This is a genomic window from Niabella insulisoli, from assembly GCF_039652435.2.
GTDB classification, from domain to species: Bacteria; Bacteroidota; Bacteroidia; order Chitinophagales; family Chitinophagaceae; genus Niabella; species Niabella insulamsoli.
The window spans coordinates 1,160,785-1,181,585 of sequence record NZ_CP190246.1 but is presented as its reverse complement, the minus strand read 5'-3'; the positions used below and the strand labels follow the sequence as shown (position 1 = coordinate 1,181,585).

General features: G+C 42.6%; 31 protein-coding genes. 9 read left to right on the top strand and 22 right to left on the bottom strand.

Translation table 11 applies throughout. From position 1 onward, the window contains the following. Positions 1–39: 39 nt before the first annotated feature. The 17 genes from rplF to rpsJ form a co-directional block, all read right to left on the bottom strand. Positions 40–594, bottom strand: coding sequence for a 50S ribosomal protein L6 (gene rplF / locus ABDK00_RS05075; protein WP_346238790.1), 555 nt, complete (start codon positions 592–594; stop codon positions 40–42). Between the two features lie 99 nt (positions 595–693). Next, the gene (gene rpsH / locus ABDK00_RS05070; RefSeq protein WP_425474796.1) at positions 694–1,092 is read right to left on the bottom strand and encodes a 30S ribosomal protein S8; all 399 of its coding nucleotides are present in this window, start codon (positions 1,090–1,092) and stop codon (positions 694–696) included. Positions 1,093–1,194: 102 nt separating this feature from the next. Further along, positions 1,195–1,464 (bottom strand): 30S ribosomal protein S14, encoded by a 270-nt coding sequence (gene rpsN, locus ABDK00_RS05065; RefSeq protein WP_346238789.1) that lies wholly within the window; start codon positions 1,462–1,464, stop codon positions 1,195–1,197. A gap of 23 nt (positions 1,465–1,487) precedes the next feature. Next, positions 1,488–2,063 carry a 50S ribosomal protein L5 gene (gene rplE / locus ABDK00_RS05060; RefSeq protein WP_346238788.1) on the bottom strand — a complete coding sequence of 192 codons (576 nt, stop codon included), beginning with the start codon at positions 2,061–2,063 and terminating at the stop codon, positions 1,488–1,490. Between the two features lie 51 nt (positions 2,064–2,114). Further along, positions 2,115–2,450, bottom strand: coding sequence for a 50S ribosomal protein L24 (gene rplX, locus ABDK00_RS05055; RefSeq protein ID WP_346238787.1), 336 nt, complete (start codon positions 2,448–2,450; stop codon positions 2,115–2,117). 96 nt (positions 2,451–2,546) lie between these two features. Further along, positions 2,547–2,915, bottom strand: coding sequence for a 50S ribosomal protein L14 (gene rplN / locus ABDK00_RS05050; protein WP_346238786.1), 369 nt, complete (start codon positions 2,913–2,915; stop codon positions 2,547–2,549). A 147-nt stretch (positions 2,916–3,062) separates the two neighbouring features. Further along, a complete protein-coding gene (gene rpsQ, locus ABDK00_RS05045; RefSeq protein WP_346238785.1) occupies positions 3,063–3,320 on the bottom strand; it encodes a 30S ribosomal protein S17 in 258 nt (85 codons plus the stop codon). A 54-nt stretch (positions 3,321–3,374) separates the two neighbouring features. After that, positions 3,375–3,590, bottom strand: coding sequence for a 50S ribosomal protein L29 (gene rpmC, locus ABDK00_RS05040; protein WP_346238784.1), 216 nt, complete (start codon positions 3,588–3,590; stop codon positions 3,375–3,377). Between the two features lie 24 nt (positions 3,591–3,614). Then, positions 3,615–4,037 carry a 50S ribosomal protein L16 gene (gene rplP / locus ABDK00_RS05035; RefSeq protein ID WP_240826601.1) on the bottom strand — a complete coding sequence of 141 codons (423 nt, stop codon included), beginning with the start codon at positions 4,035–4,037 and terminating at the stop codon, positions 3,615–3,617. An 89-nt stretch (positions 4,038–4,126) separates the two neighbouring features. Then, the gene (rpsC, locus tag ABDK00_RS05030; RefSeq protein ID WP_346238783.1) at positions 4,127–4,879 is read right to left on the bottom strand and encodes a 30S ribosomal protein S3; all 753 of its coding nucleotides are present in this window, start codon (positions 4,877–4,879) and stop codon (positions 4,127–4,129) included. Positions 4,880–4,888: 9 nt separating this feature from the next. Continuing rightward, positions 4,889–5,308 carry a 50S ribosomal protein L22 gene (gene rplV, locus ABDK00_RS05025; RefSeq protein ID WP_346238782.1) on the bottom strand — a complete coding sequence of 140 codons (420 nt, stop codon included), beginning with the start codon at positions 5,306–5,308 and terminating at the stop codon, positions 4,889–4,891. An 89-nt stretch (positions 5,309–5,397) separates the two neighbouring features. Further along, positions 5,398–5,664: a 30S ribosomal protein S19 gene (gene rpsS, locus ABDK00_RS05020; protein ID WP_346238781.1), complete on the bottom strand. Its 267-nt coding sequence runs from the start codon at positions 5,662–5,664 to the stop codon at positions 5,398–5,400. A gap of 35 nt (positions 5,665–5,699) precedes the next feature. After that, positions 5,700–6,539, bottom strand: coding sequence for a 50S ribosomal protein L2 (gene rplB / locus ABDK00_RS05015; protein ID WP_346238780.1), 840 nt, complete (start codon positions 6,537–6,539; stop codon positions 5,700–5,702). A gap of 119 nt (positions 6,540–6,658) precedes the next feature. Further along, positions 6,659–6,958, bottom strand: a complete 300-nt coding sequence (gene rplW, locus ABDK00_RS05010; protein ID WP_346238779.1) for a 50S ribosomal protein L23 — start codon at positions 6,956–6,958, stop codon at positions 6,659–6,661. A gap of 50 nt (positions 6,959–7,008) precedes the next feature. After that, the gene (rplD, locus tag ABDK00_RS05005; protein WP_346238778.1) at positions 7,009–7,650 is read right to left on the bottom strand and encodes a 50S ribosomal protein L4; all 642 of its coding nucleotides are present in this window, start codon (positions 7,648–7,650) and stop codon (positions 7,009–7,011) included. A gap of 35 nt (positions 7,651–7,685) precedes the next feature. After that, a complete protein-coding gene (rplC, locus tag ABDK00_RS05000) occupies positions 7,686–8,303 on the bottom strand; it encodes a 50S ribosomal protein L3 (RefSeq protein ID WP_346238777.1) in 618 nt (205 codons plus the stop codon). Between the two features lie 266 nt (positions 8,304–8,569). Then, positions 8,570–8,875 (bottom strand): 30S ribosomal protein S10, encoded by a 306-nt coding sequence (gene rpsJ / locus ABDK00_RS04995; protein WP_008584585.1) that lies wholly within the window; start codon positions 8,873–8,875, stop codon positions 8,570–8,572. Between the two features lie 177 nt (positions 8,876–9,052). Here rpsJ and ABDK00_RS04990 point away from each other — a divergent pair, with 177 nt between their 5' ends. After that, the gene (locus ABDK00_RS04990; RefSeq protein ID WP_346238776.1) at positions 9,053–9,436 is read left to right on the top strand and encodes a hypothetical protein; all 384 of its coding nucleotides are present in this window, start codon (positions 9,053–9,055) and stop codon (positions 9,434–9,436) included. 91 nt (positions 9,437–9,527) lie between these two features. On the opposite strand, the gene ABDK00_RS04985 is transcribed toward ABDK00_RS04990, so the two are convergent. Together ABDK00_RS04985 and ABDK00_RS04980 are read right to left on the bottom strand one after the other, a co-directional pair. Next, positions 9,528–10,169: a response regulator transcription factor gene (locus ABDK00_RS04985; RefSeq protein ID WP_346238775.1), complete on the bottom strand. Its 642-nt coding sequence runs from the start codon at positions 10,167–10,169 to the stop codon at positions 9,528–9,530. A gap of 166 nt (positions 10,170–10,335) precedes the next feature. Continuing rightward, entirely contained in the window at positions 10,336–12,318 is a 1,983-nt protein-coding gene (locus ABDK00_RS04980) for a sensor histidine kinase (protein ID WP_346238774.1), read from the bottom strand. Between the two features lie 171 nt (positions 12,319–12,489). Here ABDK00_RS04980 and ABDK00_RS04975 point away from each other — a divergent pair, with 171 nt between their 5' ends. The 4 genes from ABDK00_RS04975 to ABDK00_RS04960 all read left to right on the top strand — a co-directional run bounded on the left by ABDK00_RS04975 (position 12,490) and on the right by ABDK00_RS04960 (position 15,542). Beyond that, entirely contained in the window at positions 12,490–12,894 is a 405-nt protein-coding gene (locus ABDK00_RS04975; protein ID WP_346238773.1) for a hypothetical protein, read from the top strand. 91 nt (positions 12,895–12,985) lie between these two features. Next, positions 12,986–13,372, top strand: a complete 387-nt coding sequence (locus tag ABDK00_RS04970; RefSeq protein ID WP_346238772.1) for a hypothetical protein — start codon at positions 12,986–12,988, stop codon at positions 13,370–13,372. A gap of 155 nt (positions 13,373–13,527) precedes the next feature. Beyond that, positions 13,528–15,156, top strand: coding sequence for an alkaline phosphatase PafA (gene pafA / locus ABDK00_RS04965; protein ID WP_346238771.1), 1,629 nt, complete (start codon positions 13,528–13,530; stop codon positions 15,154–15,156). A 128-nt stretch (positions 15,157–15,284) separates the two neighbouring features. Further along, positions 15,285–15,542, top strand: coding sequence for an acyl-CoA-binding protein (locus tag ABDK00_RS04960; RefSeq protein ID WP_346238770.1), 258 nt, complete (start codon positions 15,285–15,287; stop codon positions 15,540–15,542). Between the two features lie 89 nt (positions 15,543–15,631). On the opposite strand, the gene rpsG is transcribed toward ABDK00_RS04960, so the two are convergent. The 3 genes from rpsG to ABDK00_RS04945 all read right to left on the bottom strand — a co-directional run bounded on the left by rpsG (position 15,632) and on the right by ABDK00_RS04945 (position 17,909). Further along, positions 15,632–16,099 carry a 30S ribosomal protein S7 gene (gene rpsG / locus ABDK00_RS04955; RefSeq protein WP_425474795.1) on the bottom strand — a complete coding sequence of 156 codons (468 nt, stop codon included), beginning with the start codon at positions 16,097–16,099 and terminating at the stop codon, positions 15,632–15,634. A 96-nt stretch (positions 16,100–16,195) separates the two neighbouring features. Further along, positions 16,196–16,570: a 30S ribosomal protein S12 gene (rpsL, locus tag ABDK00_RS04950; protein WP_346238769.1), complete on the bottom strand. Its 375-nt coding sequence runs from the start codon at positions 16,568–16,570 to the stop codon at positions 16,196–16,198. Positions 16,571–16,844: 274 nt separating this feature from the next. Beyond that, entirely contained in the window at positions 16,845–17,909 is a 1,065-nt protein-coding gene (locus ABDK00_RS04945) for a branched-chain amino acid aminotransferase (protein WP_346238768.1), read from the bottom strand. Between the two features lie 68 nt (positions 17,910–17,977). On the opposite strand from ABDK00_RS04945, the gene ABDK00_RS04940 reads away from it, so the two are divergent. The 4 genes from ABDK00_RS04940 to ABDK00_RS04925 all read left to right on the top strand — a co-directional run bounded on the left by ABDK00_RS04940 (position 17,978) and on the right by ABDK00_RS04925 (position 20,789). Next, positions 17,978–18,499, top strand: coding sequence for a hypothetical protein (locus ABDK00_RS04940; RefSeq protein WP_346238767.1), 522 nt, complete (start codon positions 17,978–17,980; stop codon positions 18,497–18,499). After that, a complete protein-coding gene (rdgB, locus tag ABDK00_RS04935; RefSeq protein ID WP_346238766.1) occupies positions 18,496–19,089 on the top strand; it encodes an RdgB/HAM1 family non-canonical purine NTP pyrophosphatase in 594 nt (197 codons plus the stop codon). Before ABDK00_RS04940 ends, rdgB begins: the two co-directional genes overlap by 4 nt. A gap of 128 nt (positions 19,090–19,217) precedes the next feature. After that, complete coding sequence (locus tag ABDK00_RS04930; protein WP_346238765.1) at positions 19,218–19,781, top strand: RNA polymerase sigma factor; 564 nt, start codon at positions 19,218–19,220, stop codon at positions 19,779–19,781. 9 nt (positions 19,782–19,790) lie between these two features. Beyond that, a complete protein-coding gene (locus ABDK00_RS04925) occupies positions 19,791–20,789 on the top strand; it encodes a hypothetical protein (protein ID WP_346238764.1) in 999 nt (332 codons plus the stop codon). Positions 20,790–20,801: the final 12 nt, after the last annotated feature.

The following is a 20,801-nucleotide window of genomic DNA, read 5'->3' as shown; positions in this document are numbered from 1 at the left end:
GCTTTGAAAGCTTCGCCTTTTAAACTGTTAACTTAATTCTTATTTACCTGCAGATTTACCAGCTTTCTTCCTTACCACTTCACCTACAAAACGAACACCTTTTCCTTTGTAAGGCTCTGGCTTGCGAAGGCTGCGAATTTTCGCACAAACCGCACCCACCAGTTGCTTGTCGCTTCCTGAGATGGTGATGATGGGGTTTTGACCTTTTAACTGCTCGGTAGCCACGCTTAGTTCTTTTGGAACTTCCACGATGATATTATGAGAATATCCTAAAGAAAGATCCAGCACATTGCCCTGGTTGGTGGCTTTGTAACCTACCCCTACCAGTTCCATTTTCTTTTCAAATCCGTCGGCTACACCCTGCACCAAATTTGCCAGCAGCGCGCGGTATAAACCGTGTTGCGCACGATGTTGAATTTGATCGGTTGAGCGTGTTAAAGTAACCTGATTGTCTTTCACCTCTACTTTGATAGCAGGGTTTACAAATTGTTTCAGTTCGCCTTTTTTTCCTTTCACAGTAACAACATTGTCGTTACCCACCTGAACCGTTACACCTTCGGGAACATTTATTACCTTTTTACCTATACGTGACATTTTGCTTGTCGTTTAAAATTTATCAATTTAATATTTCTTACTGTCAATCGATCAGCCTACATAGGCCCGGCTTAATGTGTTGACAGCGCTCGGCCCGATTTAGTAGATGTAGCAAAGTACTTCGCCGCCTACGTTTTGCGCTTTTGCTTCTTTGTCGGTCAATACACCTTTAGAAGTTGAAAGAATAGCTACGCCTAAACCATTTTTCACCCTGCGGATGTCTGTTGGTTTTGCATATTGGCGAAGACCGGGGCGGCTCACTCTTTCCAGGCTTTGGATAGCAGGCTGCTTTGTATCCGCGTCGTATTTCAAAGCTATTTTAATAACGCCTTGCTTGTTATCTTCCTCAAATTTGTATTTCAGGATATATCCTTGTTTGTAAAGGATCTCTGTCATACGTTTTTTAAGGTTAGAAGCAGGAATGTCAACCACACGGTGACCGGCCATTTGTGCATTGCGTATTCTTGTTAAGAAATCTGCTATTGGATCTGTTACCATAATCTATTTTTAAGACCTGTCTGCCGACAGGCAGGTTGTAGATTTTTAATTATTTATTTTTGAGTTAAATACGAAGCGTGCCAGGCACCCTCGATATTTAAATTACCAGCTAGCCTTCTTAAGCCCGGGAATTTTTCCGTTTAAAGCCATGTCTCTTAAAGCAACCCTGGAAATACCAAAGTAACGTACATAACCTTTAGGACGGCCTGTAAGCTGGCAGCGGTTTTTAAGACGAACTTTAGATGAGTTCTTGGGAAGCTTATCTAAAGCGGCATAATCACCGGCTTTTTTTAATTCTTCTCTTTTGGCCGCATATTGTTCAACTAATTTTTCTCTTTTTAGCTGACGGGCTTTTATTGAAGTTTTTGCCATTTTGTATTATTCAGTTTTATTAATTATTCAGCGGTTCTTTTAATATTTTTGAAAGGCATACCCAGCTCTTTCAACAGTTCGTAAGCCTCTTCGTCGGTTTGAGCAGTGGTTACGAAAGTGATATCCATCCCTGTGATCTTGTTCACTTTGTCGATATCTATTTCAGGGAAGATGATTTGCTCGGTAACACCCATTGTGTAGTTACCGCGGCCGTCGAAAGATTTTTCGTTGATGCCTTTGAAATCGCGAACGCGGGGTAAAGCAACAGAGATCAGCCTGTCTAAAAACTCGTACATTTTTTCGCCGCGCAAAGTTACCCTTGCTCCGATCGGCATGCTTTTACGGAGTTTGAAGTTGGAGATATCTTTTTTAGACTGTGTTATCACCGCTTTCTGACCGGTGATGGTTGTCAGCTCGTCTACTGCAATATCCACCAGTTTTTTATCGGTAACAGCACCGTTTACGCCACGGTTTACGCAAATTTTTTCAAGCTTGGGAGCCTGCATTACGCTTTTGTAAGCAAACTTCTTAACCAAAGCAGGCGCTACTTCGCTCTTATATTTTGTTGCCAACCTTGGAGTATATGTATTTGTGCTCATGATCTTTTGTTGTTTTTAATCTTTTAAAACCCGCCTTTCGGCAGACAGGGATTAAATTTTTTCACCCGATTTTTTGAATACACGAACGGTTTTGCCGTTATCGCGCTCGCGTTTTACTTTCGAAGGCGCTTTAGCTTTTGCATCCCACAACATTACATTGCTGATATTGATAGGCGCTTCGCTTTTCAAAATACCGCCTTTGGTATTTTGCGCAGACGGCTTCGTGTGGCGGGTTTTGATGTTGACACCTTCCACCAGAATTTTGCCTTCTTCCACCAGCACTTCTTTCACAAGGCGTGGTTTGGTTCTGTCTTTATCTGCACCAGTAATCACAACCACCTGGTCGCCTTTTTTAATGTTGTACTTGGGTTTAAATCTGTTGCTCATTTTATTTTGCTTTTTGCCCTAAGCGGTAAGCTTGCAGGCTTTTCAAACATTGTTATTCTACTTTAGCGTAAGGCTTACAGCCAATAGCTTCTTTTTTTATAGTACTTCGGGAGCCAACGACACGATTTTCATGTAGCCTTTATCGCGAAGCTCTCTCGCTACCGGGCCGAAAATACGCGTACCTCTTGGTTCGTCAGCAGCATTCAAAATCACAACTGCATTGTCATCAAACCTGATGTAAGAACCATCTTTACGGCGCAATTTGTTGGTAGTGCGTACGATTACGGCTTTTGCCACTGTACCTTTTTTAATACCGCCTGCAGGCATTGCATCCTTCACGGTCACTACAATTTTATCGCCGATTCTTGCATAACGCTGGCCGCTGTTCCCCAAAACACGAATACAAAGAACTTCCTTCGCGCCGCTGTTGTCTGCTACATTTAACCTGCTTTCTTGCTGAATCATTTTTTAGATTTTAGATGTCAGATTTTAGATATTAGATTACGACCTCTTTTTCCAAAATCATCTGCTTTTACAATATTTTACTAAAGTTTAGTAGTGTATTTTAGGATAAAAGTCTCAATACTAATATCTAAATACTAAATTCTAATATTATTTTACTTTTTCTACAACTTCAACCAGCCTCCAACGCTTCAACTTGCTCAGCGGGCGGGTTTCCATAATTCTTACGGTATCTCCGATGCTGCACTCGTTTTTCTCATCGTGTGCATGAAACTTGGAGGTCTTTTTCAAAAACTTACCGTAGATAGGGTGTTTGATTTTTCTTTCAATAGCAACAGTTATGGTTTTTTCCATCTTATTGCTGGTAACAACGCCTATTCTTGTTTTTCTTAAATTTCTTTCAGACATTTTAAATAATTTGCCGTTTGACTTATAGTTTTGATGTGGTTACATCAAAATATCTTATGCTTGCTCCACCTCTTTTTTCTGGGTGATCAGGGTTTGAATCCGTGCAATGTCCTGACGCAGGCTGCGAATAGACATGGGGTTCTCGAGCGGAGTGATCGCGTGGGCAAACTCAAGTTTTTTCAACCTTTGTTTTGCCTGCTCTAACTGCACTTTCAAATCTTCTGCACTTAACCCTTTTACGCTATCTAAAAATTCTTTCTTTTTTGACATGACTTTATATTTGAGAGTGTCGAATTAGTTTGTGATCAAATCTCTGCGCATCGTGAACTTGGTTTTGATGGGCAACTTGCCTGAAGCCAATTGCAAAGCCCTGCGCGCTACTTCTTCGCTTACACCATCCACTTCGAATATGATACGGCCTGGTTGAACCACAGCTGCCCAATACTCGAGGTTACCCTTACCTTTACCCATACGAACCTCGGCTGGCTTATTGGTAATTGGCTTGTCGGGGAAAATACGAATCCATACATTACCTTCCCTTTTCATGCTACGCGTCAGCGCCTGACGGGCTGCTTCGATCTGACGGTCGGTAATCCAATGAGAGTCTAATGCTTTTAAAGCATAGGAACCAAAAGATATAGTAGTACCTCTTTTAGCGTCGCCTTTCATGCGACCTTTTTGCATTTTCCTGTGCTTTGTTCTCTTCGGTTGTAACATATAATTTAGATTTTAGTACTTAGTATTTAGATTACAGATCTTGATTAATCGCCCGTTCTCAATACTTAATACCCAATACTCAATACTTTTTAATTTTTTCTGTCTCTTGCACCACGGCGGTCTCCTCTCCTGTCGTCGCGACGGTCTCTGCGATCGCCACCACCGATAGCTTTGTCGTTGCCGGCAATGATATTTGGATTCAAATCTCTCTTCGCCAATACTTCACCTTTACAGATCCAAACTTTAATACCGATTTTACCATATACGGTTTGAGCAAAAACGTTCGCATAATCGATATCCATACGGAAAGTATGAAGTGGAACACGGCCTTGTTTGAACTCTTCGCTACGCGCGATTTCCGCACCATTTAAACGACCGCTCAATTTCACCTTGATACCTTCAGCTCCCATGCGCAACGCAGAGGCAATTGCCATTTTGGTAGCGCGTTTGAAGTTGATACGGTTTTCAATTTGACGGGCAATAGTGTCGCCAACGATCATCGCATCGGTTTCAGGGCGACGGATCTCAAGAATATTGATCTGCACATCGTCGTTGCCGGTAAGTTTCTTCAACTCTTCTTTGATACGGTCAACCTCTCCGCCACCTTTACCAATGATAATTCCTGGTTTAGATGTATGGATAGTGATGATTAATTTCCCTAACGTTCTTTCGATAACAATTTTAGAAATACCACCCTTGTTGATCCGGGCATTCAGGTAAGTTCTGATCTTATTGTCTTCGATTAACTTAGAAGCGAAATCTCTTTTGCTTCCGTACCAATTAGATTCCCATCCGCGGATGATACCTAACCTGTTACCAATTGGATTTGCTTTTTGACCCATGTTTATTGGTTATGCGTTTTTAGTTTCTTTTGTCTTTTTAGGAGCGGCAGCTTTTTTAGTTGCAGCTTTTGCTTTTTTGGGAGCTTTTTGCTCAGCTTTTACATCCACAATCAGCGTCACGTGGTTGCTGCGCTTGCGCACGCGGTATCCACGGCCCTGAGGCGCCGGACGCATACGCTTCAACGTTCTGCCACCGTCAACATAAATTGTTTTTACAACTAACCCTGTTTCATCACCATCCTCATTCGCCTGTTTCCAGTTGTTGATAGCATTTAATACAAGCTTACGAAGAGGCACTGCAGGATGCTTTGGATTGTGCTCCAATTCAGCCAATACCAAATCAACCCTTTGTCCGCGAATAAGATCTGCGAGCAGCCTCATTTTACGGGGCGATGTTGGATAATTTCTAAGTTTTGCTACTGCTTCCATTTTTATTTTATTGACCCGGCTTTGGAAGTACTATCAACTGTGTTGCGTCGCACTCTTCAACTCCGGTAATTCTTTTGAACTAATTATTTTTATTTACCACCAGCGTGACCTTTGAACTGGCGTGTTGGCGCAAACTCACCTAGCTTATGGCCTACCATAAATTCAGTTACATAAACCGGAATGAATTTGTTACCGTTGTGTACTGCAAATGTGTGGCCTACAAAATCAGGAGTAATTGTAGAGCGGCGGCTCCAGGTTTTAATCACCGATTTTTTATTTTTTCCCTCATTGATGGCTAACACTTTTTTCTCTAAGTGAGTAGCTACATAAGGACCTTTTTTAATTGAACGAGCCATATCTTAATTTCTAATTTCTGATTTTAGATTAGTGCTTATTTAGACAGTTTCTTTCCGTTTTTACGCTGGATGATTAACTTATCGCTGCCTTTGCCTTTGGTTCTTGTTTTCAAACCTCTTGAGTACTGGCCATTTCTGCTGCGAGGCTGACCTCCTGATGCGCGGCCTTCACCACCACCCATTGGGTGATCTACTGGGTTCATCGCCACACCACGGTTTCTTGGCTTGATACCTTTCCATCTGTTTCTACCGGCTTTACCCATGCTTTGCAGGCTGTGGTCGCTGTTGCTTACCACACCAACAGTTGCGTAGCAGTTGATCAATACTTTTCTCAACTCGCCGGAAGGCATTTTTAAGATCGCATATTTTTCTTCTTTGTTCGTCAGCTGCGCAGAAGCACCGGCGCTGCGAGACATTTTACCGCCCTGGTTCGGGTTAAGCTCAATGTTGTGAACATTGGTACCCAAAGGCATGTTTTTCAACTTCAATGCATTTCCGATTTCAGGCGCAACAGCGTCGCCGCTGATAATCTTCGCTCCCACGGCCAGGCCCTGAGGCGCAATGATATAACGCTTTTCTCCGTCGGTGTACTCAAGTAAAGCAATAAATGCGGTACGGTTTGGATCGTATTCGATTGATACTACAGTCGCCTCGATATCACGTTTGTCTCTCTTAAAATCTACAATACGATATTTCTTTTTGTGCCCGCCGCCTCTGTACCTCATGGTAAGGTGGCCAGAAGAGTTACGACCGCCAGTGCTTTTTTTAGGCTCCAACAAGCTCTTTTCGGGCTGGTTAGTAGTAATTTCAGCGTAAGCGTTCCCGATTCTCCAACGGGTTCCGGCTGTCATCGGTTTAAATTTCTTTACTGCCATTTTTTCGTCTATTCAATTTTTTATTGCAACACTTCGCGGCGGTTGTTTGCCTTTCTTTTTTGGTTCATGGTTTATAGTTCATAGTTCATTGCTGTGAACTATAAGCTATGAAGAAATGATTACATATTTGCGTACAGATCAATTTCCTCACCTTCCGCTACGGTCACATACGCCTTTTTGTAAGAAGGTTTGCGGCCTTTGATGAAACCTGCCTTTGTGTAGCGGGTTTTATTTTTTGCCGGAGCCACTACTGTGTTCACATCAGTTACGGTTACTCCGTAAAATGTTTCAATAGCTTTTTTAATCTCCAACTTGTTTGATCTTTTATCTACCTTAAATGCGTAGCGGCGCAGTTTTTCCTGCTGTGCGTTTGCTTTTTCGGTTAAAATCGGTTTTATTAAAACTTGAGAAGGATTCATCTTCTATTATTTTGATTACCTGCCAGCCGGCAGGCGGGTTTGATAAATTCTTATGCTTCTGCTACGATTTCTTCTTCTTCCGAGAAAACTTTAGCAGCACTTTCGGTAAGTACCAGTACTTCTGAGTTTACGATATCGTAAGTGTTCAGGTCGCTTAACGCAACGCCTAAAACAGAAGGTACATTACGTAAAGACAATTCAACATTATCATTAGGAACATCAGAGATAAACATTGATTTTTTGTCTCCCACATTCAGCGCCTTCAATACACCGGTTAATGTTTTTGTTTTGGGAGCATCGATGGTTACATCTTCAATTACTACAATTGCGTTTTCTTTTGCTTTGTAAGACAGCGCAGATATTTTCGCAAGATCTTTCACCTTCTTGTTCAGCTTAAAGCTGTAGTCGCGAGGCTTTGGACCGAAGATCGTACCACCACCTTTGTATAAAGGGTTGCGGATATTACCTTTACGGCTGCCACCTGTACCTTTTTGCTTGTGCAATTTCTTGCTCGACCCTTTTACCTCAGCGCGGGTTTTTACTTTGTTAGTACCCTGGCGCTGCGCTGCTAAAAACTGCTTAACCGCAAGGTAGATAACGTGATCATTTGGCTCAACACCAAAAATATCATCAGGCAATTCTACTGAACGACCAGTGCCCTTACCTTGTATATTTAAAACTTCAACTTGCATTTTTTTTATTTTATATGTTAAGGCTTGGGGTTAGATTAATTCTGAACTAAAACAATTGAACCAATATGACCCGGAACAGATCCGCTTACGAGGATGTAATTCTTTTCAGGAAATATTTTTACAACTTTCAAACCCTTCATTTTAACTCTGTCTCCGCCCATGCGGCCCGCCATGCGCATACCTTTCATTACGCGGCTGGCATCAGAAGAGTTACCCAGTGATCCGGGCGCTCTCTGACGATCGTGCTGACCATGAGACTGCTCACCCACACCATGGAAACCGTGGCGTTTTACAACACCCTGAAAACCTTTACCCTTAGACGTACCTACTACGCTAACTTTTTCTCCTTCAGAGAAAATGTCAACGCCGATGGTTTCACCCAAGGCTTTTTCTATTGAGAAATCACGAAATTCTGTTGAAAACTTTTTAGCTGTAGTGTTAGCTTTTGCGAAATGGTTTTTTTCAGCCTGGTTAGTGCGGCTTTCTTTCTTGTCACCAAACGACACCTGAAGTGCATTGTATCCGTCTGTGTCAGTTGTTTTAACTTGTGTCACTACACAAGGGCCTGCTTCAATGATCGTGCAGGCGGTTTGTTTGCCTGAAGGATCGTAGATGCTGGTCATCCCCAATTTTTTCCCAATAATACCTTTCATTTTTTTAAAAGTTTACGCCTTCCAGGATTATTGGGACTTGGAGGCATGAAATACCTTAATCGATCCCCGTTTGCTATCAACCTTTTCCTTTATGGGGAAGTACTGATAGTAAACAAACCCTGAACGGCTTGTTTTATGTTGGCTCTCAACTTTTTATGGTTGAGAATATTTTTTATCAGAGCTCTTTTATTCCGAAACGGAGTTGAGAGATGACTTTTTTTATTATAAGAACTAAAGTTTTGAATCCCAAAGGATTCGAGGCGCTTTTACGCTTTAATTTCAACTTCAACACCGCTGGGAAGATCCAGTTTAGACAATGCGTCTACCGTGCGTGAAGAAGAAGTGTAAATATCCAACAGTCTTTTGTGAGTAGCTAACTGAAACTGTTCACGGCTCTTTTTGTTTACGTGAGGAGAGCGAAGAACAGTGAATATTTTACGGTGTGTAGGCAGAGGAATAGGGCCTGTTACTACAGCGCCGGTGCTACGTACAGTTTTAACGATTTTCTCGGCTGACTTGTCAACTAAGTTGTGATCGTAAGACTGTAATTTTATTCTGATTCTTTGCGACATTGTTGAATTCCCTTTTTGAAATGGGAGTGCAAATGTACAGTGAAGTTTTTAAATAAACTAATTTTTGAGAAAATATTTTAGGGAAATTTATAGGTTGATCCGATAAAACTCAAAATTAAGGCCAATGCTGTTTTTTTAAGGCTATTGCTTATCTTAGCAACTCAAAATTAATTCGCTATGAAACTTAAAATGCTCCTGACCTGTGTTGTGCTGTTAACGACGCTTGCCTTCACATCCTGCACCAAAGAAAAAATCGATGAGAATATTTACGATATAGAATATAAGCTCACCGGCTCGGAAGCGACTATTATCAATATCATTCAGATGAATACAAATGATGACGGTGGAACCCTAATTGAAACCTACACAGACGATCAGTTAATTTTCGGCTACAAGAGTGACGTTTTCAGGCTCAAGGAAAGAAATGCGCTTATTGTGGTGCATGCCACCGGAGCCAATGCATCGTCAACGTTAAAAGCAGAGATCTTTAAAAATGGGGCCCTGGCAAAAGAATATACCCAAACCGGCACCGCATTGAGCCTGGAACTGGGCCTGCCTTAACCATCTTGTTTTTCATAGAAAAAAGATACACGGTTTCCTGAAAAACCGCCTGGCGTTTGACGCATTGCCGCATTCTACTAATGCTGATCGGCTAGAGTAAGCGATAATCGGTAGCAATTTTTATAAGTTCCGCCACATTTTTCACGCCCGCTTTGTGCAGTAGGTTGCGCCTGTGCGTCTCTACCGTAAACAGGCTTAAAAACAAAGTATCGGCAATTTGCTGGGAAGTTTTCCCTCCGGCAATCATTTTCAGAATTTCTTTTTCGCGCTTTGTAAGCGAGGGAACTGCCTGAAGATCATATTGTGAAGGCTTAGCCATAATTGCTTTCACTTCTTTACTAAAAGCAATGCCGCCTTTTTGAGCTTCTTCAATGCACTGCAAAAGTTCGTCTGCCGAAACATTTTTCAAAAGGTAGCCACTCGCCCCGTTTTGCAGCATTTGTAGAATAATGCTTCGCTCTGCCTGGTTACTTAAAGCAAGGACGACCGTTCGGGAAGCCATTGTTTTAATTTCTTTGCAAACTTCAATACCGTTGACATCGGGAAGCACGATATCTAACAGAACCACATCAACCTCATTATTTTGCAAAAATGAAATAAGGTTTGCACCATTTGTAAAACTGTGGGTGACAATATTTTTTTCCTTTTTCAGAAGGGTTTTGAGGCCCTCCACTACCATAGGATGATCATCCACAATAGCGATTTCTATTTTCTCGGCTAGCGTTACGGTCATATGATTCTTTTTAATTGAATATATGTGTCCGTTCAAAAAGAGTGCCTGCTATTCATTGTATAAATTTCAAAGGGATTGCACCGAAAAAAAAAGATCCCTTCACCGGCGGGCCTGCGGCCGGTTTTATGCACGGCTTATGGTTCAACAATTCATCGATCCCAAAACGTCAAGCCGCGATATTTACTTCAATGTTAATCGTTGTGCCTTCATTGGGCTGTGACGCGATTTCAAGTTTTCCTTTTAGGTATTTCACCCTGTTTTTAATATTGCTCATTCCTATTCCGCTGCTTTCATACATTGCATTCATGTCGAACCCTCTCCCATCGTCTTCAATAGTGACAAAAAGCGTATCCTCATTTTTGCTGCATTGCAATAAAATGTTTTTAGCGTCAGCGTGGCGAATTGCGTTACTGAGCGCTTCCTGAATAATGCGATAAATCACAATCTGCGCGGCCATGTCCATATTTTCTTCAATACCTATGGCTTGAAAATCAACCCGCGTTTCTGTGCTGCTAAGCGATTCACAAAGATCACGAAGAGAGATTTCTAATCCAAACCGCTTCAAACTTTCAGGCATCATGTTTCGGGCAATACGCCTCAGTTCGGAAACGGACTCGTCCAGTTGGGATATTACATGCTCCAAATCTGCTCTGGTACTATTTTCAGCTTTGGCATGATCTGACAGTTTTATTTTGATGCCGGCAAGAAGTCCCCCTAAACCATCGTGCAAGTCGCGGGCCATCCGGCTACGCTCCCGCTCTTCACCTTCCAGCATGGCCTCCGCGCTGGCCAAATCCTGTTGCTGTTCCATTTCTTTCAATTGTTGTTTATAATTGACCTCCTTTTGTTTAGCCATCCTTTTTCGATTGTTAAAAGTGATATAGAGTAACAGGAACGAGATGAGCAATATTGCGCATATCGTCAGCAACAGCCAACTCGTGAGCCGGCTGTTTTTTTGCCGCAGCGCAGTTTCCTTTTTCTCCGCTTCGAGAATCGCTATTTTTTGTTCTTTTTCTGCAACCTTGAACTTTGCTTCAAGCTCCCTGGTTTTATTAAAAAAGTCAGCATTTTCCAGGCTGTCATAAAGATCCACAAACTTTGAAAGGGAATCATAAGCTTTATGATATTGGCCCATAGCTCCATGCACCCGCGCATAGTTATATATCATGCCCAGCCTGTTACGTATAAACGCATCAAGCCTCAGCGACTCGCTGCTTTCATCCAAAATACGTAAGGCATGCTGATATTCTTTTTGTTCAAAATAAAAATTGAACTTACGATTGTAAATACTGGCTGCCAGATAATAATCTTTATTCCCTTTCGCTAATTCAATCGCCTTATCAAGGCTGGCCATACTGCTTTTATAATCCTTAATTTTATATTGATAGATGCCCAGTATATGATAGTAGTCGTCCAGCACATCCGACTTCGGGAAATTCTTTAATATGGCATAAGCATTTGCCAGGCACCCTGGTACTTTTCCATAGTCCTCAAGCATCAAATAATTTTGAGCCACAGAGATATACGCATCCGGCAACGATTTGCGGACCGGCTTTATACCTTTTAGCGTAGCCACCGCTTTGTATAAATACTCATTGGACTTTTTATACTGAATCGTATTATAAAAACCTATGCCAAGGTCGAAATAGATCATGCCCACCAAAGCCTGGCTTTTGGCTTTTTGAGCCAACGGCATCGCTTTTTTTGTAAGCGTCGCAATAAAGCCGGGCTCATCATCATTGAGTTGTTGCAACATTGCTATGGCCCGCCAGCATTTTGCTCGTAAGTATATTGTCCACGATGTATTATAATGCTGCAAACCGCTGTCAGCTTTTTTATACAAAGCCATTGCTTGTGGCCGATCGGAATCAAAAAACAAATTTGCCTGATAAAAAAGTGAAACATCTTCCAACATCGAATTGCCTGCGGACAGCCTTTGAGCTACCGAAAATTGCTTTGCCGCATTCAACGAGTCTGACCTACTGAAATAAAAATTGCTCAATTCAAAATGAGCCCTGACCCGTTCTTCCGTGGATGACGACTGTGTTTGCTTTAAAAGACTGTCTACGTGGGCGCTTTCGTCTAAGGGTATCTGCGCGTTTGCAAAACCAAAAGCTAACAAACCAAATATGAATAGGAAATATTTCATAACAGTAATTAAAAAATCATCTTCTAAAGTAATTTATTAAAGCTATTGGGGAATATTCAATAAAAAAATACCGGTAAACCAGTATAAAAAATTACCAGTTTGCAGCGATTGTTGCGGCACCATGATGTTTTTATTTTTGAGGTTGTTTTTAACCTTTAATTTAATCCTATTATGAAAAAACTACTACCGCTATTGTTGATTGCGTTCGTCTCAGTATCCGCATTGATGAGTTGTTCCAAAGATGATGTCGACGGGGAAACCGGAAGCCGGTTCAAACCTTCGGATTTCAAAATCTCGAATATCAAGGCGACGCAGCGAGCCGGCAGCAGCACATTATCGATCAGCTTTGATCAGACAAACACCACAGACATGAATTATACCTATGATAGCGACGGCTCGTTTCGTATCAAATGGACCGTCAACTCAACAGATGGAAATACCTACAATGAAGACAGGTTGCTCGCTACTGTACTCGATGCAAAGGCAACCTCGGCGGAAACAGGAACTATCCAGCTCTCTCCCGGCAAGATCGCTGATATTTCAACGCTGAAGTATGAGGTGTATTACAATTATTAAAAAATATTCCATTTCCCCTTTTTAAAAACCCATCAATCGGCAATGAGCGAACAAAGAGCCATTTGATGCAAAAAATAACAAATAAAAAAATATGAAAAAGTCAATCTTATTTATGGCCGTTGCAACCATCGTATTTCTTACGTTAAATAGTTGTTCAAAAGACGATGCTCCCGGCGGCACCTATACCATACAATATAAACTAGTAGGCTCGCCGGGCGTGGTTATATCAAATGCAGTATATGCCACGGACGGAACGGGTGGAATGGAAACACGATCGAATATTGGATCGCAAAATTTTGAAACAGACGTATTTACTTTTGCCAATGACGGATATCCCTCAATGAGCTGCAATGCAACAGGGCCCAATAACAACTCGACGTTAAAGGCGCAAATCTTTAAAAATGGAAAATTGCTTAAAGAAAGTACTGCGACCGGCGAAATTTTGGTAATAAGTGTCTCTGGCGCGGGATCAAATTAGCAAACATACCAACAGCTCCTTCTATTAAGACCAGCAAGCCGCCGCACTATCTGCGGCGGTTTTGTTTATGCATCGATTTTTACAAATACCTGATAAACATTTAATCACATGATGCCTAAAATTTTTTGCTGTATGTTTGACAAAAATTAAAGTTAATGAAACGCTTATTGCTCCCTTGTCTTGCTTTGGCTATCAGCCTTTCTTCCTTTTCACAAAACCTTCAACGCCCAAAATTGGTAGTGGGCATTGTCGTCGATCAAATGCGGTGGGACTATTTGTACCGCTATTATGACCGCTATGATAATAACGGCGGATTTAAACGCTTGCTCAAAGAAGGTTTTAGCTGCGAAAACACTTTTATCAATTATGTTCCTTCTTACACCGCCGTTGGACATACCACCGTTTTTACGGGCTCGGTACCGGCCATTCATGGTATCGCGGGTAACAACTGGATCGATCAGGCTTCTGGGAAAAACATGTATTGCACGGATGATTCGACAGTTCAGCCGGTAGGCAGCACGTCAAAGGCGGGAAAAATGTCGCCCAGAAACCTTTTGGCTACTACAATCACCGACGAACTGCGCCTGGCCACGAATTTTCAATCTAAAGTGATCGGCGTGTCGCTGAAAGACCGCGCTTCCATTCTGCCGGCAGGCCATCATCCAACCGGAGCGTTCTGGTTTGATGATGCTAAAGGAGATTTTATCACCAGCACCTGGTATATGAACGAATTGCCTAAATGGGTTGCTGATTTTAACGCGAAAGATGAACCATCGAGACTTACGGCCACTCCTTGGACGACGCTCTATCCCATTCAAACCTATAAACAAAGTACAGCCGACGATGTAAAATGGGAAGGAAAATTTAAGGGTGAAAAAACCACTTCTTTCCCCCACGACTTTAGTGAACTGTATAAAACAAATAAAGACGTCATCAGAACTTCGCCTTTTGGCAATACACTAACGCTGGATTTCGCGAAGGCGGCCATCGCCGGGAATGCGTTGGGAAAAGGGGCAGCGACCGATTTCCTTACGGTTAACTGCGCTTCGACCGATTATGTGGGCCATAAGTTTGGCCCCAATTCCATTGAAGTGGAAGATGTGTATTTACGTTTGGACAAAGACTTGGGAAATTTCTTCCGCTATCTCGACGAAAAGGTAGGAAAGGGTAATTATCTGGTGTTTTTGACTGCAGATCATGGCGCTGCGCACTCCATCAATTTTATGAAAGAAAATAAAATGCCTGCCGACTTCTTACAGCTTAATAACATAATCACAGGCTTGAATGAGCACCTCCAGTCTAAGTTTAAAGAAGACAGGCTGGTATTGTCTGATATGAATTACCAGATCAATTTCAACTATAATAAAATCAATAGCCAAAACCTGGATTACGACGCCATTAAGGCCGCTGCGGTTAAATATCTCAAACAACAACCCGAGCTTCAGTTTGTGGTTGATGTGGAAAATATTGGCAACGAACCCGTTCCCGAAACCATTAAAAGCAGGATCGTTAACGGGTATAATGCAAAACGGTCGGGCACCATTCAAATGATTCCTTTTCCCGGCTGGTTTGAAAGCGGCTATAACGGCACCGGAACGACGCACGGAACCTGGAACCCACACGACACGCATATTCCGCTCGTATGGATGGGCTGGGGCATCAAACCTGGCAAAAGCAATCGCGAAGTGTATATGACCGATATCGCACCGACAGTGGCTGGCCTGCTGCGCATTCAAATGCCCAGCGGCTGCACGGGCCATGCCATCCCGGAAATTACTCCCTAAAAATTATGCTGAAACAGACGAAATGCCATCTCAACAGAGGTGGCATTTTTTATTGACACAACACAATATTTTTATAGCAAAGCACCTTTATCAACCTCATAGCTTAAATTGATCAAAAATTTGAAGCCATGGAATTGATTCAACAATTTGAAAAGGCGGTGGCGGAAAGTAAAAACCTTTCTGAAAAACCGTCGAATGAGACCCTGTTGCAGCTTTACAGTCTTTACAAACAGGGATCTTTAGGCGATATTAATATCGATCCTCCAACCAACCCGTTCGATATCGTGAATAAGGCGAAATATAATGCCTGGGAAGCGCTAAAGGGCACATCGAAAGAAAAGGCCATGCAAGACTACGTCGACCTGGTCAACAGGCTGAAGGGCTAAATGGCCTGGCCAGCCGTAAATGATAAAAGCCCATTCCTTTCGGAACGGGCTTTTAAAGCTATTTTCTAACCCCGCCATGGGGCTGTTTGTTAGATTCTAAAGTGAGCGAAAGCTTTGTTTGCTTCAGCCATACGGTGTGTATCTTCTTTCTTTTTGAAAGCAGCGCCTTCACCTTTGCTTGCAGCAACAATTTCATTCGCCAATTTATCAGCCATGCTGCGTCCGTTGCGCTCGCGGCTATAACGGATCAACCATTTGATGCTTAAAGAAATTTTTCTGTCGGCACGTACTTCAGAAGGAATCTGGAAAGTAGCGCCCCCGATGCGGCGGCTGCGAACTTCAACGGCCGGCGTAACATTAGATAATGCTTTTTTCCAAACCTCGTAACCATCTTCGTTGGTTTGCTTCGCTACTTTATCCAACGCATCATAAAAAATAGTGAACGCACCACTTTTTTTTCCTTCCCACATCAGGTTGTTTACAAAACGCGTTACCAGTTTATCGTTAAACCTTGGATCTGGCGCTAAAGGGAGTTTCTTGGCTTGTGCTTTACGCATTATATTTAATTTTTAGTATCGGCTGAATTTCTTCAAGAATTAAAACTTTACTCAGCCTTTTTTTGATATATATAATAATTCAACCTCCTGGTTAAATTACTTTTTAGCTTTTTTGGTTCCGTATTTAGAACGGCTCTGCTTACGGTCTTTCACACCAGCAGTATCGAGGCTACCGCGAACGATATGATAACGTACACCGGGCAAATCTTTTACCCTTCCGCCGCGGATCAATACGATGGAGTGCTCCTGCAAATTGTGGCCTTCACCCGGAATGTAGGCAATTACCTCAATTTTATTAGTTAAACGCACTTTCGCTACTTTTCGAAGCGCAGAGTTAGGTTTTTTAGGTGTAGTGGTATATACACGAGTACAAACGCCGCGGCGCTGAGGGCATTGATCTAAAGCCCTTGATTTACTCTTTGCTTTGATTATTGTTCTTCCTTTACGTACTAACTGATTAATTGTAGGCATTCCTTGTCCTTTAATTTTTGGACGGCAAAGGTAAGGTAAGAAATTGAATCAACAAAAATAATTGATTTTTTTTTGGAACTTTTTCCGGGGCGTATGCGCCTTTCCGATGACGCCAGGAAAGCAAAAATGCGGCGTAGAAAAAAATTTACTACGTCAGGCGCGGCAGACAGCATCCCCCTTGTCGGCGCACAGTCCATAAAATGAATCCCAAATCCATTAAAAAAGCCTAAAGATTTGGACCTTTTTAAAAGTTCATTCGGGAATTATCCTGATTTTAAACACGTTCGAGCCAACCATATTTATCGCCGGATTTATTTTCTTTGTAATCCAGTAACTCTTTTTTCATTTGCGAAGAAACAGTCATCGCATCGACATCCAGTTCCATTACAAAGTCTTTATACTTTAATTCCTTAACATGGCTGATGGTGGCCGCTGTTCCGGAGCCGAAAACTTCCTTCAATTGGCCGCTTTTATACGCCTCGATAATCTCATCAATCGAAATTCTTCTTTCCTCCACTTTATGGCCTGCATCCTTAAACATTTCGATCAAGCTCATGCGCGTAATGCCAGCTAAAATAGTTCCGTCAGAAAGGTCTGGCGTGATAATCTTATCCCCAATCATGAAAAAGATATTCATCGCCCCTACTTCCTGAACATATTTGTGTTCGATCGCGTCCATCCAAAGCACCTGATCATAACCCTGTTTACGCGCTTCCGCCGACGACAAAAGCGACGCCGCGTAATTGCCACCAGTTTTCACCGCTCCTGTTCCGCCGGGCGCTGCTCTTGTAAATTTCTCTTCTACGTAAATGCGCGCCGGCTCTGCGAAATAAGCGCCCACAGGGCCAGTGATAATCATGAATTTATACGCATTAGCCGCCTTTACGCCAAGCGTTTCTTCTGTGGCGAACAGGAAAGGCCGGATATAAAGAGACTCATCATAGCCGGACGGAATAAAGTCTTTATCGAGTTCGATGAGCTGCTTCATGCCCTCCACAAATATCTCTTCAGGCACCTGCGGCATAGCCATACGCTCGGCCGAGCGGTTTAATCTTTTCCAGTTCTCGTGTGGCCTGAAAATATGAACATTCCCGTTTTCATCCTTATGAGCTTTTTGTCCCTCGAAAATAGTTTGCGAATAATGAAGAACAGAGAGGGCCGGCAAAAATCCTAGTTCCTGATAAGGCCTGATCCTGACGCTCGTCCATTCGCCATTGACGTAATCTGCTTCGAGCATGTGATCAGAAAAATACTTCCCAAAACCTAAATTTTTAAAATCAACCTGTGGCAGTTTGCTTTCTTTGATGTGCTCAACAGGTATTTGAACCGCCTCTACCATAAAATGTTATTTTTGACTATTATTGTTAATGCGAAGATACGAACACTCCCGCGAAATTAAAGCACAGTATGAGTTTGAACGAAATTACCTTATCGCCTTATTTGCTTGCACAGTTATACCCTTCCAGCCTGACAGCTTCGGCATCGCAGCCGCCAACCGCGCCAACTGCAGCCGATGCTCAAAACGAAAACCCTACTTCGAACTGGAAATTTTTGGGCAATAATGATAAAAAAGTCTTGATCGTTGTCAACTATTCCCAATCCGTTCATCTTCCCGATCCACAACTTGAGTTTCTAACCCAGCTGCTTAAAGCCTGCCAACTGGGCTTGAGCGATGTGGCCCTCATCAATTTTAATAATTATGAAAAGATTGACAGTGATGCGATCCGCAATCATTTTGACGCAAGCGCTATCCTCATGTTTGGCGTTACACCTCATGATTTCAATCTACCATTTGACATTCCAGCCTACCAGGTGCAAAAATTTGCCGGCTACACGGTGATACATGCCCCGGCGCTTGAAAATTTACAAACCGACAAACCCGGTAAAGGAAAACTTTGGACCGGCCTAAAACAGATCTTTAATTTATGACTTTAGTTTTTGCTACAAATAATATAAATAAGGTTAAAGAAATCCGTTCAGCATTGGAAGCGGGCTTTGAAATTATCAGCCTGAAAGAAGCGGGTATTGACAAAGAAATTCCGGAGCCGCACGACACGCTCGAAGCCAATGCAACGGAAAAGTCGAAAACCATTTTCGAGTTGACAGGAAGAGATTGTTTCAGTGAAGACACGGGCCTGGAAGTGGACGCGCTCGGTGGAGCGCCCGGCGTGAAGAGCGCGCGCTACGCCAACGGGGAGCCGCAATACGCCGACAATATTGCCAAGCTACTTGATAAAATGAAAGGAATTGCTAACCGAAAAGCACGTTTCAGGACGGTGATTTCGTTGATTATGAACGGAAAGGAAACACTTTTTGAAGGCGTTTGCGAAGGCCATATTACGGAGGAGCGGATTGGCACTGAAGGCTTTGGCTACGACCCTATTTTTATACCCGAGGGGGCCGGGCAAACTTTTGCCGAAATGCCACTTGATGAAAAAAAGAAAATGAGCCACCGAACAAGGGCGCTGGTGCAGTTGATCGACTGGTTAAAAAAAGAACAACAACCGGCCGCCGGATAAACCTTCTTTATCTACATGCCAAAACAGCGGCGCAGGATGTAAAAAATGAGGCCCAAAGCTTCAAAGCAGCTGTCTTGCAATGAAAAATTTTCTGTACGTTTGAAGAACTTTTTAAATATTTAAAAAATTTGGAACCGATACGCAACCATACAATTGAAGAAAGCGACTTAATTACAGGGTGTATTGAGGGCGACCGCAGAATGCAGGAAGAGCTGTACAACCGCTTTTCTCCGAAAATGTACGCAGTTTGTTTGAGGTATGCCAGTAATGCAGAAGAAGCGCAGGATATTTTACAGGACGGATTTATCAAAATCTTTAAGAAACTGGATAGCTTCAGAGGCGACGGCTCCTTCGAAGGGTGGATACGCCGGATTTTTGTGAATACCTCTATCGAATATTTCCGAAGAAAAAAATACCTGCAGCCGGTTACGGAGAAAGAAGAAAGTACGATCGAAGGAAAGTATATATCGGCTTTGGATGAGTTGGCAGAGAAAGATATTCTGGAATTGATCACACGGTTATCGCCGGGTTACCGCACCGTATTTAACATGTATGTTGTGGAGGGTTATTCTCACAAAGAAATTGGAGAAATGCTGGGCATCAGCGAAGGCACCAGCAAATCCCAGCTTTCCAGAGCCAAAGCGCTTTTGCAGGATTTAGTAAGAAAACATATTGAAGACAGACCGAAGTAATGGGTTAAAATGGACAGCCTGAAAAAAATATATAATTTTGAAGTATCACCTCCGGCTGAGGCATGGGCGCATATATCTGGAGCATTAGATCAACTGGAACAGGATAATAAGATCGCCGCAAAACTAAACGCGGCCGAGCTGCAGCCTCCTGCTCACATATGGTCAGCCCTGGAAAAAGAATTAAACCAGGAAGACCAAAATAAAAAAATCGCATCCGCTTTACATCAATTTGAAGTAGCCCCTCCAAAAATGGTGTGGGATAATATTGCATTAAATCTCGACGAACAAAAATCATGGGGTTCCGTGGCGGCATTACAGAACACAGAAGTAACGCCGCCTGCTAACGCATGGCATCATATTTCGGCAACGCTTGACGATGAAGCCGCGCTCGAAATCATTGAAAAAAAGTTATCGCGTTTAAAAGTAAATCCACCGGCAACAGCCTGGTTGGGTATCAGGGACGAATTATCTCCGAAAAACCAGGCAACTACGTTGAAGACTACCGCGCATCATGGCTGGCTAAAATATGCAGCAGCCGCGTGCTTTATCGCCATTATCAGTGTTACTGCGTTTTTTATCCTTAGAGATGAAACAGGCGGAACCAGTAATAATTATGCCGGCAATATTGCGACCGGGAATAAATCACTCCCGTCCGTGGTAACGCCGGTTGCGGTGAAACAACAGCCTACGCAGCCTCCGGGCGCTCAGCAGGCGCTTGCGGGAATCAAAACTAAGTTAGGCAACGCTTATACCGCATCCATCGAAAAAAACAAAGAAGCTCAAAACCGTTATATCATTTTAATGACCCAGGACGGCAATGTGGTTCGCATGTCAAAAAAAGTGAGCAATATGGCTGATTGTATCGCCGGCGAAGACCATAGCTGCGACGATCAGATTTCTAAATGGCAAAAAGAAATGGCCAGCAGCAGCACGGTTTCCTCTCCTGATAATTTTTTAGATATTCTGGATATGGCCAGCGAAGAAAGCGCAGCTGAAACAAAACTTTAGTTTCATTCATCA

Bases quoted from the DNA above. Each gene is read 5' to 3' on its own strand.
- rplF (WP_346238790.1), bottom strand. From the start codon at position 594: ATGTCACGTATAGGTAAAAAGGTAATAAATGTTCCCGAAGGTGTAACG.
- rpsH (WP_425474796.1), bottom strand. From the start codon at position 1,092: ATGGTAACAGATCCAATAGCAGATTTCTTAACAAGAATACGCAATGCA.
- rpsN (WP_346238789.1), bottom strand. From the start codon at position 1,464: ATGGCAAAAACTTCAATAAAAGCCCGTCAGCTAAAAAGAGAAAAATTA.
- rplE (WP_346238788.1), bottom strand. From the start codon at position 2,063: ATGAGCACAAATACATATACTCCAAGGTTGGCAACAAAATATAAGAGC.
- rplX (WP_346238787.1), bottom strand. From the start codon at position 2,450: ATGAGCAACAGATTTAAACCCAAGTACAACATTAAAAAAGGCGACCAG.
- rplN (WP_346238786.1), bottom strand. From the start codon at position 2,915: ATGATTCAGCAAGAAAGCAGGTTAAATGTAGCAGACAACAGCGGCGCG.
- rpsQ (WP_346238785.1), bottom strand. From the start codon at position 3,320: ATGTCTGAAAGAAATTTAAGAAAAACAAGAATAGGCGTTGTTACCAGC.
- rpmC (WP_346238784.1), bottom strand. From the start codon at position 3,590: ATGTCAAAAAAGAAAGAATTTTTAGATAGCGTAAAAGGGTTAAGTGCA.
- rplP (WP_240826601.1), bottom strand. From the start codon at position 4,037: ATGTTACAACCGAAGAGAACAAAGCACAGGAAAATGCAAAAAGGTCGC.
- rpsC (WP_346238783.1), bottom strand. From the start codon at position 4,879: ATGGGTCAAAAAGCAAATCCAATTGGTAACAGGTTAGGTATCATCCGC.
- rplV (WP_346238782.1), bottom strand. From the start codon at position 5,308: ATGGAAGCAGTAGCAAAACTTAGAAATTATCCAACATCGCCCCGTAAA.
- rpsS (WP_346238781.1), bottom strand. From the start codon at position 5,664: ATGGCTCGTTCAATTAAAAAAGGTCCTTATGTAGCTACTCACTTAGAG.
- rplB (WP_346238780.1), bottom strand. From the start codon at position 6,539: ATGGCAGTAAAGAAATTTAAACCGATGACAGCCGGAACCCGTTGGAGA.
- rplW (WP_346238779.1), bottom strand. From the start codon at position 6,958: ATGAATCCTTCTCAAGTTTTAATAAAACCGATTTTAACCGAAAAAGCA.
- rplD (WP_346238778.1), bottom strand. From the start codon at position 7,650: ATGCAAGTTGAAGTTTTAAATATACAAGGTAAGGGCACTGGTCGTTCA.
- rplC (WP_346238777.1), bottom strand. From the start codon at position 8,303: ATGAAAGGTATTATTGGGAAAAAATTGGGGATGACCAGCATCTACGAT.
- rpsJ (WP_008584585.1), bottom strand. From the start codon at position 8,875: ATGTCGCAAAGAATCAGAATAAAATTACAGTCTTACGATCACAACTTA.
- ABDK00_RS04990 (WP_346238776.1), top strand. From the start codon at position 9,053: ATGAAACTTAAAATGCTCCTGACCTGTGTTGTGCTGTTAACGACGCTT.
- ABDK00_RS04985 (WP_346238775.1), bottom strand. From the start codon at position 10,169: ATGACCGTAACGCTAGCCGAGAAAATAGAAATCGCTATTGTGGATGAT.
- ABDK00_RS04980 (WP_346238774.1), bottom strand. From the start codon at position 12,318: ATGAAATATTTCCTATTCATATTTGGTTTGTTAGCTTTTGGTTTTGCA.
- ABDK00_RS04975 (WP_346238773.1), top strand. From the start codon at position 12,490: ATGAAAAAACTACTACCGCTATTGTTGATTGCGTTCGTCTCAGTATCC.
- ABDK00_RS04970 (WP_346238772.1), top strand. From the start codon at position 12,986: ATGAAAAAGTCAATCTTATTTATGGCCGTTGCAACCATCGTATTTCTT.
- pafA (WP_346238771.1), top strand. From the start codon at position 13,528: ATGAAACGCTTATTGCTCCCTTGTCTTGCTTTGGCTATCAGCCTTTCT.
- ABDK00_RS04960 (WP_346238770.1), top strand. From the start codon at position 15,285: ATGGAATTGATTCAACAATTTGAAAAGGCGGTGGCGGAAAGTAAAAAC.
- rpsG (WP_425474795.1), bottom strand. From the start codon at position 16,099: ATGCGTAAAGCACAAGCCAAGAAACTCCCTTTAGCGCCAGATCCAAGG.
- rpsL (WP_346238769.1), bottom strand. From the start codon at position 16,570: ATGCCTACAATTAATCAGTTAGTACGTAAAGGAAGAACAATAATCAAA.
- ABDK00_RS04945 (WP_346238768.1), bottom strand. From the start codon at position 17,909: ATGGTAGAGGCGGTTCAAATACCTGTTGAGCACATCAAAGAAAGCAAA.
- ABDK00_RS04940 (WP_346238767.1), top strand. From the start codon at position 17,978: ATGAGTTTGAACGAAATTACCTTATCGCCTTATTTGCTTGCACAGTTA.
- rdgB (WP_346238766.1), top strand. From the start codon at position 18,496: ATGACTTTAGTTTTTGCTACAAATAATATAAATAAGGTTAAAGAAATC.
- ABDK00_RS04925 (WP_346238764.1), top strand. From the start codon at position 19,791: ATGGACAGCCTGAAAAAAATATATAATTTTGAAGTATCACCTCCGGCT.